The following is an 11700-nucleotide window of genomic DNA, read 5'->3' as shown; positions in this document are numbered from 1 at the left end:
ATATCGGAACCATCTTTTAAGTGCTTGATTTTTCAGGGCTTTTTTATTAAACTGTCCATTTTATAGGGTACAGTTCACTTTTTTATGTTCCTTATTTACGCTTCAATCGATTGATTTTCAGCAATATTTCTAAATTGTCGTTTGTGCATCCAAGTTAATGAAGCGATTGTTCCAAGTGATAATGCAACGATGAAGATTATGAGCATTCCAATGTTTTGCCACATGAAGTTAAAGTCTCCGCTTGATACGACTGCCTTCAATCCAGATACAGAGTATGTCATCGGTAACCAAGCATTGAATGGTTGTAAAAACTTCGGAATCAATTCTAGCGGGAATGTTCCGGCACTCGTTGTCAGCTGAATAATTAATGTGATGATGGCAATGAAACGTCCTGCATCCCCGAACGCTGTTACTAAACATTGAATTAATGCGATAAACGCTAAGCTTGTAACGATGCTAAAGAGTATGAAATACGAAATACTTTGTACTTCTACACCTAATCCGAATAGTAATATGATATCTGCTACTACAGCTTGAATAATACCGACTGATAGTAAAACGCCGAACTTACTAATAAACCAGCTAAACCTGATTTTGGAACACCAACTGTGTCACGTAATGGATATACGATTGATAATAGTAATGCCCCAACAAATAAACCGAGTGATAAGAAATACGGTGTAAATCCAGTTCCGTAGTTTGGAACTTCTGCCATTTTCTCCGTCTTCACTTTTACAGGGCTTGCAAACATATCATACGTTTTATCCGTTCCTTTTACTTCACTAGTTTTCTCTGCCCCTTCGCCAAGTTTCTCAGCAAGTTCACCTGAACCATCATTTACTTTTACGAGGCCATCCGTTACTTTCCCTGATCCGTCTTCCAGTTTATTTACGCCGTCGATTAGCTGAGTTGAGCCAGTTGACATTTTGTTTAGGCCACCATTTAGATCGCCCAGACCTGTTGTTACTTGATTTGAGCCATCTGCTAATTTGCTTACTCCTACAGATAATGTGCCTAAACCGCCTGTTACTTGACTTGAACCGTCCGCTAATTGATTTATTCCACCTGCCATTTGATTTGCTCCTACAGATAATGTACCTAAACCACCTGTTACTTGGTTTGAGCCATCTGCTAATTGATTTGCTCCTTCAGATAATTGGCCTAATCCTGCTGTCACTTTTCCAGAGCCACTTTGTAATTGCGTTACTCCATCAATTAATTGAACTGATCCATCTTTTAATTTATCGGCACCTATTTTTGCATTACCTAATCCTTCACCTAATCCATGGAACTTACTTACAAATTCGCTTTGTGCATTCGCTAATTTTTTAATACCACTCGTTAAATTTCCTACATCTTCCGGATTCGGCATTTTGCTTTGCATCCCACTTGTCTTTTCACCGATTTCACCTTTTAATTGTTTTACTTCTTCATTTAATCTATTTGTTCCACCTGCTACTCCGGCAGCTTTTTGCTGAACTGTCGTTGTACTTTTTACGGCACTTGTTATGAATGGTTGTAACTGCTCTTGATATTCTTTCGGTAAACTTTCAATTTGCTTTTGTAAATTCGCTACCTCTTGCGCTGCATTTTTTGCATCTCCTGCTGTTGATTGCGTAAGTTCATTTAACTGATTTACATTCTCTCCAGCTCCAGTTATTTTCTCATTTACTGTATTCAATATAGAAGGAACTTTCAACTGCATTTCCTCTAAAGCTCCAGCAGACTTTTGTACGTTACTATTTAATTCCTGCAAACCCTTTTGAATTTCTTGAGACACTTTTTCTAATTGATTTTGTCCTTCAACAAGTTTCCCCATACCATTTGATAGATCCGTTGTTCCTGTTTTTAATTCACCGGATTTACTTACTAATTTGTTCAAACCACCAGTCACTTTCTCAGATCCATCACGCAATTCACCCACTTTACTATTTAACGTATTTAAACCTGCTGTTACTTTTCCGGAGCCATCTACTAATTTCCCTATACCTGTCTGCAATTCACCTGTTTTGCCATTTAGCGTATTTAAACCTGCTGTTACTTTTCCGGAGCCATCTACTAATTTCCCTATACCTGTTTTGCTATTTAGCGTATTTAAACCTACTGTCACTTTCCCTGACCCATCTACTAATTTATTAGATCCATCTGCTAATTTCTGAACTCCATCCTTCATCTCTCCAGACTTCCCTTGAAGTGTATGAAGGCCGTCCGTCACTTTACTTGAACCATCATGCAGCTCACTTGATCCGTCGTGAAGTTTATTTGCTCCTTCCGCCCCATCTGCTAATCCTTTTGAGACGTCTTGAATGGAATCAAACATTTTCTCTGCATATGTTTTCGTTAACGTACTTGATACTTCACCTTTAATTTTTTCAATGGCTGTTCCGCCAATTTGTGAAGATAAGAAGTTCAAGCTTTCGTTTGGAATGTATTCTAAGTTTAATGGTTTTGGATCATCTTTTAATAACGTTGTAGCGTTACTTGAGAAGTCATCTGGAATGCGTACTAACATGTAATACTTTCTACCTTCCATTCCTCTTTTCGCTTCTTTTTCACTTACAAATTCCCATTTAAAACTTGTATTATCTTTTAAATTATCAACGAGCCCTTTTCCGACCTCAATTGGTTTCCCATCAAATACTGCCCCTTTATCTAAATTGACTACCGCAACTGGTAAATCATCTAACTGTTTATACGGATCCCAGAAGGCCCATAAAAACATACCTGCATATAAAATCGGTACGAATAAAACCGCGATAATTGGAATTAATATTTTTTTACTTTTTATAATTTGTGTGAACTCTTTACGAAGTAACTGATTTCCTTTCATTATTTCTCCCCCTTTTTAAAATGACCAAAACGTTCAATTGGTCATTTTCACCCAAACAAAAAGGCTATACTTATTCATACATATGCCTTATCCCCGAATTTATACTATGCAACTGTTCCTTAATTTGAAAGTAATATTTCTATTATCCCCCCTTAAATTGTATATATGACCATTTTGTTCATATGGTCATTTTTATAATAATAAAAGGATTATCTTAATTTGACAATCCTTTTAATAAATAAAGTTCAAATAATTCTGCAATTTTTTCTTTTTCTAGCGGTTCATGATTTTTTTCCCAATCAAAAATAAGCGATACATATAAGCGAAGCATAATAAATGCTGTAATTTCTGGATCACATTTGCTAATTTCACCTTTATCAATCGCAATCTTTAAATACGATTGAATGACAGAAACGATTTCCACATCTACTTGTTGCATGACTTCTTGTACTTCTTTCGTTCCCATATCACGCTCTTCTTGAATTAACTTAATCATGAGCTGATGTTCTTTTCTGAATTCTAATATGCTATATAATGCTCTATGTACATTTTCAAAAAATGAAACTTCTGAACGAATTGCATTTTCTGCAACTTGCTTCATTTCTGTAATTAAATTAGAAATAATCTCGCCAAATAGCTCTTCTTTATTTTTAAAAAAAGTATAAATCGTTCCTTTTCCTACATTCGCTAACTTCGCTACTTGATCCATCGTTGTTGCTTTATAACCGAATGCTGAAAAAGACTTTGTTGCAGCTTCAATAATAGAACGTTTTCGATCTATCGCCACATCTTCACCTCCAAAAATGACCAATTGGATAATATAGTCAATTAGTACATCTTTGATATTACCACACGCTTACATTGTATACAAGTTCTCTTTTTTATTATTTCCATCATAAAAAATTTCAGTCAAGTTATATCATACTTTCCATAGTTTATCAGAAGAAAAGAGAAAAGGAAAAGGTGTTCTTGCGATATACAGCTAAACCTTACTTACAAACAACAAATTTCTCTTTTTTTAAATAATCAAATAAAAAAACAAGAAAATCTTTACATTTAATAGTAATATAGAAAATAGACAAGTTCATCAAAATAGTGGAGGCTTTTTCAGTCATGATGCGTGCGCTTCGTTTAAATATAAAGCAAGCTTTTTGTAATCGTGTTTCTTTAATTATTATGTTTAGTGGATTCGTTCTTATTTGTATTTATCATTATTATTATGTCATTCGTTATTTAGGAGACGCTGCGAGCGGACCTATATCAACAGATATAAAATGGATTGGATTTCGTGATAATGAAATGGATGTTTATTTATTATTAATGCCAGTTATTGCGAGTTTCCCCTTTAGTACAAGTTACAATGCCGATAAGTCAGATGGTTTTAAACCGTTCGTAAGTAAAGGAATTTCGTTATTTCCTTATGCAATAACGAAATATATCGTTACGTTTTTTTGCGGAGGATTTCTTTATACATTTCCGTTCATCTTATCATTATTATTTTGCAAATTAACAATTCCAGACGGAGAACCTATAGCTGGTTCAGGCATCATAAATGATGATGGAATGTTCGCAAACCTATATTTAGATGCGCCTCTCACTTACATTACGGTATATATCGGAATTAATTTTTTATTTGCAGGTTTAATGGCCCTCTTAGGACTCGCTGCATCTGCATGGTCACAAAAGGACTATATGGCGATTCTATTTCCATTTGCTGTTAACTCCATTCCGTACGTCCTGCTAAATACAATATTCCCTACAATAGGCGGAGCACCTATTCATTTATATGACCCAAAGCAACCATTGCAAGGCATGTCATCGTACATTTTAACGATACAATGTGCTTTCTTCCTTCTCGTTAGCTTACTTATGTATATACAAGGAGTAAAGCGGGATAGAAAGAAATATAGAAGAAGACTGCAAAGAAGAGATCGGTGTAGAAAAGCGTTTCAAGTAATTTCAGACTAAATCATTGAGCGAATAAGAGCGTAATTCCCTGAGTTAGCTTAGGAAATTACGCTCTTATTATCATTTACATGTATCAATCGTATATTTTTACTATTCATATCATCACCCTCCCCTTTACGGCGTACCAGCCAATCCCCATAAAATAACGACCGCTACAAAATAAATCGCTTTAATACCTACCACTAAACATAATGAAATAATTGCATATTTACTTAATTCTCTTCTTGCGCCAATTAAAGTAAAAATAACTGCCAAACTAAATGTTATATAAGATGCCGCTGTATGTATTAAGTTATATGTAATATCTAAACTTTGCGTAAGTCCTATTACCTCCGCTACAAATTGGAGCATGACGATTGTACTAAAAAAAATTGCAAGCTGATTTATTAATTTTCCATTTAACCATGCTTGCATCTTCAACCTCCTCGTTAATAATACTGAATTTTTAAATAATGTTAACATAATTTTTACAGAAAAAGAACGCTCAGTATATCTCTAAGCGCTCTTTCTCAACTACTTAAGAAGCTTTCTTCAAATCAATTTGAGCAAGTACTGGGTCGTGGTCACTTACACGTCCATGTTCTTTCATAATGTTTGAGTTTAAGTGTACTGGATCTACGATTGTGTGCGGTGCGATGTTGTTTGTTACTAAAATATGATCTAACACTTGTGCATTTCCTTCATGGATGTACGTGTAGCGGTTCTCTTTTGGCACTGTGTTTAACATATTTTTCAAGATTGTTCCTTCTAACGTTTTTAATGGTTTAGCGAACTCAAAATCGTTCATATCCCCTAACACAACAACTGGTGCATTCGTGTTCTTTTTCTGAATACCTTGTACGAAATTGTTTACTTCTTGTGCTAATTGAACTCGTTTTTCTTCACTTTTTAATACGAGCGGTTGTACTTTTCCAAATGGCGTTGCATCTCCTAGTTTTGAGTTTAAGTGATTTGCAACGACGACAACGTTTTGTCCTTGGAATGTAAATTCTGCCGCAAGTGGTTTACGTGTACTTTCAAACAATGGGTTTTCGTCTCCAATGCGAACGACATTTTTATCAAGTAACTTCGGTACCGCTGCTAATTTCACGCGTGATGGGTTGTAGAAGAAACCGACGCGAATATTCGCTCCTGGCGCTCCACCGTCTAGATTATTATGCGGAGCAATTTCTACATACTCATACTTTGGCCCGCGAATTTCTAGCACCGCATCAATAATACGTTTTGCGCTTAATGAAGCATCTGTTGTACCGTCATTAATCGTTCCATTATTATCTTGCATTTCCTCTACCCCGATAATATCTGGCATTTTTAAATTGTATTTAATAGAATACGCTAACGCCTTTACTTTTTCATCTGTTGTTTCTTTTTTATTCGCCGAGAAGTTTTCAATGTTATATGTAGCAACTGTTAACTTATCAAGACGCGGCTGAATATTCGCCCCTACTTGCTTAAATCCGCCGTCTACTACAGATGGTAATTCCGTTATTGGCGAAATGCGGAACGCACCATAATCATATCCGACTACTCCTGTTATATCTCCAGTGAAAGTATCTCCTACTTTCGCTACATAATCACGAGGTACTTTTACAGAAAGACGCTCTGGATTTAATTGATTTTCATCTAATACAGGTGTGCCATATTTCGTTACGACTTTATTCCCGCCATTTTTCACTGTTACATATAAATTCCCGTTTTTCTGAGGGGCAATAATTTTTGGCGTTGGCATCGTAACGCGCATACCTTCTATACTTTCATAAAAGTCGATTGCATCTTCATTTGGATCAAATAAACCAAATGCATCATTATCGATAATTTGATCAGGAATTTTCACACCGTTTTCTCCAAGTACAATCGGTGCTGGTAAAGCTTGATCTTTTGCGATTACAGCAACGCGGCTCGCTTTAATTTCCGTCGTCGTTAAGTCTGTTTCAAACCTTTCTGCATATCCAGGTCCAACATATTCTTCTACTACTCCATCAACTTGAATAAGATCTCCTACTGCTACATTCGCATCTTTTTTGTATACGTATATACCTTCTGAAGTAGCTGGATCATTATCTGGCTGGTTGTCTTCTATATAAAAACCATTTTTATCAAGCGCTGTTACAACGCCTTCCACATTGTATACTTTCTTCCCGTTGTAAGGAGAAATATGTGATTTTCCTTGAATATCATGAATACGAACTGGCTCATTGTTTACAATAATAAATGAAAAAGTTGAAACTGCTGAAGAAGTAAGCCCTTCTTTTTCAGCAATTGCTTTCACTACACTGTTTTCATTCACTATAATTTGTCCATTATAACGAACACTTTTATTTGTAGGATTAGAACCATCTAACGTGTAATAGATTGTTGCTCCTTCTGTATTCGTTGTTAACGTTATCGCTGTTCCTTTCGCAACTTCTCCGCCACTAGGTGAAGCTACTACATCGCTAACACGGTTTTGTCCTTCTCCTTGAAACTTATGAGCTGTTACTGATTTTAAACCTGGGCTACTAAAATATAATTCAAGTGTCCCTGTTAAACTAACTTTCTTCCCAATATTTTCAGGATGATCTTTTACGTTTACTGCCGCTCTCACATCGCCCTTTGGCAACTGAACAGGCATAATTTTGTCTGGATTCGTTTCATTTGGCGAATCGGCAATTGCCACATTTGTGTCGTCAAACTTAGCCGGATCCTTCGTGTATTTAGAAGGACTTTGCGTATATCCAACGATATATCCTTCCACTATCCCCTTCGTTTTCCCTTGCTGCTTAAATACTTGAATTGCTTTTTCTACTGACATAGAAGTAGTTTCTTCTGCTTGTACTAAAGTTCCAGTAAATGAAAGCAATAGTATGAATGATAAAAAGACACTTAACAATTTCTTCACAGCCATTTCCCTCTCCCTATTTCATATTTTCTCAGCATTTCTATCATATCAAATGATTCGTTATATAGAATGATATTTCGACAAGTTTTACAAAAAATTCATTTAATTTACAAGCTTTCAAACTATAATACAAAATAATAATTTTACACCTTCTACGAATGCGTTTTATAATATGAAAGAGAAAAAAACAGAAATATCGAATTTTAATTGGCATGTAAAATGGATTCATTTGAATAGGAGTGATTGGATGGAAGTGCAAACAGAAACATACCGCGCAGCTATGAATGGAACATTAGAACGTCATTTTTCAGATATGATTGCTGTTATACCAACTAGAATTACAATTGAGCAATTAAAACAGCGGCTAGAAACTATCGCTACTAAAGTTGATGAGTTAAAAATTGTTTATAGTGATGAGACAAGCCTTATCGTTGAGTTACATATGGATGATAAAGTTATACCATATGAACTGCATATTGATGAGGCGAATGACCCAGAAGAATATAAAATGTACAATAGACAAGATTCTACAATCGTAGATCGTAATTTTGAAGATGCGGCTTTCGGTACTGAAATTTTCACTCGTACGCTATTTGTAGGCGATGTACTGGACTGCTTTTTCCAACAGTTACAATTTTTATGGAACCTCGCCCCAGATTTGTTATTTGTAATCGATTCAAGTGCCGCAATGAAGGTGATATCTAGAAGCTATATTGAATATCACGTTGAAAATGAATTATTACCTGACATTCCTGACTTATACGTTATTCATTCCGTTTATGAAGACGATAAAGAAGGCGAGCCTACGCAATATTGGTTTCATACACACGGCCTTTTAAGAGCGGGCGTAACAGAAATAGAATTAATTATTCCAAATCGTATTTCTTCCTACTACGGCATTGGTGACCTCTTTCAAACATTTGCGAATAATGCCGTTGAGAATGGACAAGTCCCTATGAATGAGCCTATCGTTATCGCGCATAGTCAGCAAGGTTCGATACATACAGTAGCTGTTCCGTGGGAAAAAGGATTATCTTATATTGGGCATAAAACGAGTATGGATCAATTATCTTCAATTGAGAATGAAGAAGTGAAGCTACAACCAATAGATGCACAAAACACATTCTTAGGCGGGATGGATGACCGAGATGAATACCATCAATCACCATCTGTTCTCTTGTTCAAATTTCATACTTCAGAAGAATGTATCGAAAGCTTTTTTAAAGAACACGAGGAAGCTACAGGACTTATGTTCTATAAAACAAATAGTGAAACCGATCGTATGGCTTACAATGCGAAGAATACTTTCGGGTATTTCAGCAACATTTTTCAAATTGAACAATCGAATGAAGATTTTCGTTTTCTCGCTAAGTTTGGTGTTTCCTACGAAGAGGGAAAAAGTGAACATATGTGGTTTGAAATGCAAAACATTACGGAAGAATTCATTCAAGGAATACTCATTAACGAACCATATTTTATAAAAGATATGAGTGAAGGAAATAGTTATCATTTAGATTTTGATGACTTAACAGAATGGGTTATTTATGCAGGAGATGCCGTTATAAATCCAAATAACTTATATATGTTTATTGGTGAATAAGTAACAAAACGCCTTCAATGTGATTGAAGGCGTTTCTCTTTACTGTGCGATTAATTCTGTATCCATTACTTTCTCCAAATGAGCTAGCACACGCTTTGCTGCTTTCTCACCTTGATCAATACAGTCCGGCAGACCAGAACCAGCGTAGGAACTACCTGCCAAGTATATACCTGGTAACTCTTTCTCCATAAATGTTGTGAGTTTCTTCATTCGCTCGTTATGGCCTACTGTATATTGGGGCATCGCTTCTTTCCAGCGGCTTACGACTGTAAACTCTGGATCCTCTGTAATATCCATCGTCTTTCGTAAGTCTTCTAGTACGAGCTGAACGAGTTCCTCTTCTGTTTGTTCTACAACTGCTTCATCACCAGGTCGTCCAGCGTAACAACGAAGTAGCATTTTTCCTTCTGGCGTTGTATGTGGCCATTTCTTATGTGTCCACGTACATGCTGTAATTGTGTAATCACTATTTCGAGAGACAACAAACCCTGTGCCATCAATATCGCGCTGAATGGCTGATTTCGGGAAAGCCATTGCTACATTCGCGACTGATGTGGACGGGATGTTACGGAAGAAACGAAACTGCTTGTACTGCGCAAACATAGATGGCAATACTTTATGCGAAGTTGCCACTATGACCGCGTCCGCTTCTATTTCTTTGCCGTTACTAAGAGTAATCGTATAGCCATCACCCTGTTTTGCAACTTTTTCAATGCGAGTTCCCTTTATTATCGTACCTTCATGCATCTTCATTTCGAGAGATTCTACTATAGATTCTAAACCGGTTTTCACTGTTTGAAAGATTCCCTTTTTCGGTTCAGCTTTCTCTGCTTTCGGAGCGAGCGCACGCATACCAAGTGAAATACTGCGATGTTTCTGCTCAATTTGATACATTTGCGGGAATGTTGACATTAAGCTCATTTCATCAATATCTCCTGCATAAATACCCGATAGTAACGGTTCTATTAAGTTTTCAACCACTTCGTTTCCAAGACGATGTCTGAAAAATTGTCCGAGTGATTGGTCACATACTGGCTTTGACCTCGGCATTAATAGATCAAAACCAGCTCTTAGTTTACCAATTGGGGAGAACAGCCCGGAGAATAGAAACGGCGTAATTTGCGTTGGAATTCCCATCATTGATCCATTCGGCATTTTATGTAACCGATTGTTTACGAGGATAAATGATTGACCGGCCTGATTATTTACAAGTTCATCGCCAAGACCTAATTCTTTCACTAATCTAGCTGCACTTTCTTTTCGTGCTAAGAAAGAATCCGGTCCGCGCTCAATTGTAAATCCATCTTTTTGAACGGTTTGAATTTTTCCGCCAAGTTTACCCGATGCTTCTATCAGTAATGTATCAATCGGCAAGTTTTTTTCATGAATATGTTTTTGTAAGTTATACATTGCTGTTAATCCAGTGATGCCTCCGCCGATGATTACAACTTTTTTCCTCAAGCAGGCTCCCCCTTTCTTCTTACAGTACAGATTCTTTTTTCTTTAATACAACATCTGTTAAACAATCAATAAATGAGTCCGATGCATTTGGCATTTCTGGACGATAATATTTCGCGCCAATTTCATCCGTTACAACTTTACACTCAAAGTCGTTGTCATATAAAACTTCTAAATGTTCCGCAACAAATCCAACTGGTGCGTATACGAATGAAGTGTAACCGTACTTTTCATTTAATTCTCTCGTTAAATCTTGTACATCTGGACCAATCCAAGGATCTGGTGTATTTCCTGCACTTTGCCAGCCTACTGCATAGTTTGCTACTTCAGCACCTCTTGCAATATAGTCCGCTGTTTCATTTAATTGATCTGGATATGGATCGCCCATTGCAATAATCTTTTCTGGTAAGCTATGAGCTGATACGATTAATACTGCTTTTTCGCGTTCTGCGTCTGACATACCGTTATATATACCTTTCACTGCATCAACCCAGTACTGGATAAATTTCGGTTCTTTATACCAGCTATCGATGCCGTGAATTGTTAAGTTTCCAAGTTTCTCAGCTTCTTCTTGTGCTCGTCCAACGTATGATTTTACGCTAAACGTAGAATAGTGCGGCGCAAGAACAAGCGCGATTGCATCTTGTATACCATCGTTATGCATATCTTTCACTGCATCTTCAATAAACGGTTCAATATGTTTTAAGCCAAGATACATATGGTACTCTACTTCATCTTGTACTTCATTTAAACGCTTCTCTAACTTTTTAGCTTGCTCTAATGTAATAGTAGCTAAAGGAGAAATACCACCAATTGCACGGTAACGCTCTGTTAAATCTTCTAGCATTTCAGGACTTGGCTTTCTTCCTCTGCGAATATGTGTATAGTAACGTTCAATATCTTCTTCTTTATATGGCGTTCCGTATGCCATTACAAGCAAACCAATTTTCTTTTTCATACAGCAAT

General features: G+C 36.5%; 7 protein-coding genes and 1 pseudogene. 2 read left to right on the top strand and 6 right to left on the bottom strand.

Annotated features, from left to right (window positions below; all coding sequences use genetic code 11):
• Positions 1-95 precede the first annotated feature (95 nt).
• Both PDK19_RS25110 and PDK19_RS25105 read right to left on the bottom strand, forming a co-directional pair.
• Positions 96-2830 (bottom strand): annotated as a pseudogene (locus PDK19_RS25110) (YhgE/Pip family protein).
• 214 nt (positions 2831-3044) lie between these two features.
• Positions 3045-3617 carry a TetR/AcrR family transcriptional regulator gene (locus PDK19_RS25105; protein WP_000963380.1) on the bottom strand — a complete coding sequence of 191 codons (573 nt, stop codon included), beginning with the start codon at positions 3615-3617 and terminating at the stop codon, positions 3045-3047.
• A gap of 326 nt (positions 3618-3943) precedes the next feature.
• Between PDK19_RS25105 and PDK19_RS25100 the strand changes: the two genes are divergently transcribed.
• Entirely contained in the window at positions 3944-4798 is an 855-nt protein-coding gene (locus PDK19_RS25100) for a hypothetical protein (RefSeq protein ID WP_074615181.1), read from the top strand.
• Between the two features lie 114 nt (positions 4799-4912).
• Here the strand turns inward: PDK19_RS25100 and PDK19_RS25095 are convergent, their stop codons facing one another.
• Together PDK19_RS25095 and PDK19_RS25090 are read right to left on the bottom strand one after the other, a co-directional pair.
• On the bottom strand, positions 4913-5212 hold the full coding sequence (locus PDK19_RS25095) for a hypothetical protein (protein ID WP_014893236.1): 300 nt from the start codon (positions 5210-5212) through the stop codon (positions 4913-4915).
• Between the two features lie 103 nt (positions 5213-5315).
• Positions 5316-7682 carry a DUF6359 domain-containing protein gene (locus PDK19_RS25090; RefSeq protein ID WP_074615182.1) on the bottom strand — a complete coding sequence of 789 codons (2367 nt, stop codon included), beginning with the start codon at positions 7680-7682 and terminating at the stop codon, positions 5316-5318.
• A 241-nt stretch (positions 7683-7923) separates the two neighbouring features.
• Between PDK19_RS25090 and PDK19_RS25085 the strand changes: the two genes are divergently transcribed.
• On the top strand, positions 7924-9276 hold the full coding sequence (locus tag PDK19_RS25085) for a DUF4026 domain-containing protein (protein WP_049111514.1): 1353 nt from the start codon (positions 7924-7926) through the stop codon (positions 9274-9276).
• 39 nt (positions 9277-9315) lie between these two features.
• On the opposite strand, the gene hemY is transcribed toward PDK19_RS25085, so the two are convergent.
• Both hemY and hemH read right to left on the bottom strand, forming a co-directional pair.
• Entirely contained in the window at positions 9316-10737 is a 1422-nt protein-coding gene (hemY, locus tag PDK19_RS25080) for a protoporphyrinogen oxidase (RefSeq protein WP_049111516.1), read from the bottom strand.
• Between the two features lie 19 nt (positions 10738-10756).
• Complete coding sequence (hemH, locus tag PDK19_RS25075) at positions 10757-11692, bottom strand: ferrochelatase (protein ID WP_000726781.1); 936 nt, start codon at positions 11690-11692, stop codon at positions 10757-10759.
• Between the last annotated feature and the right edge of the window lie 8 nt (positions 11693-11700).

The sequence above is a fragment of the Bacillus cereus group sp. BcHK124 genome (assembly GCF_027712065.1).
In the GTDB taxonomy this organism is placed as follows: Bacteria; Bacillota; Bacilli; order Bacillales; family Bacillaceae_G; genus Bacillus_A; species Bacillus_A pacificus.
The sequence above is the reverse complement of the archived record's forward strand: the minus strand, read 5'-3'. Positions and strand labels throughout refer to the sequence as shown.

Coding starts and splice junctions, on each gene's coding strand:
- PDK19_RS25100 (WP_074615181.1), top strand. CDS start 3,944: ATGATGCGTGCGCTTCGTTTAAATATAAAGCAAGCTTTTTGTAATCGT.
- PDK19_RS25095 (WP_014893236.1), bottom strand. CDS start 5,212: ATGCAAGCATGGTTAAATGGAAAATTAATAAATCAGCTTGCAATTTTT.
- PDK19_RS25090 (WP_074615182.1), bottom strand. CDS start 7,682: ATGGCTGTGAAGAAATTGTTAAGTGTCTTTTTATCATTCATACTATTG.
- PDK19_RS25085 (WP_049111514.1), top strand. CDS start 7,924: ATGGAAGTGCAAACAGAAACATACCGCGCAGCTATGAATGGAACATTA.
- hemH (WP_000726781.1), bottom strand. CDS start 11,692: ATGAAAAAGAAAATTGGTTTGCTTGTAATGGCATACGGAACGCCATAT.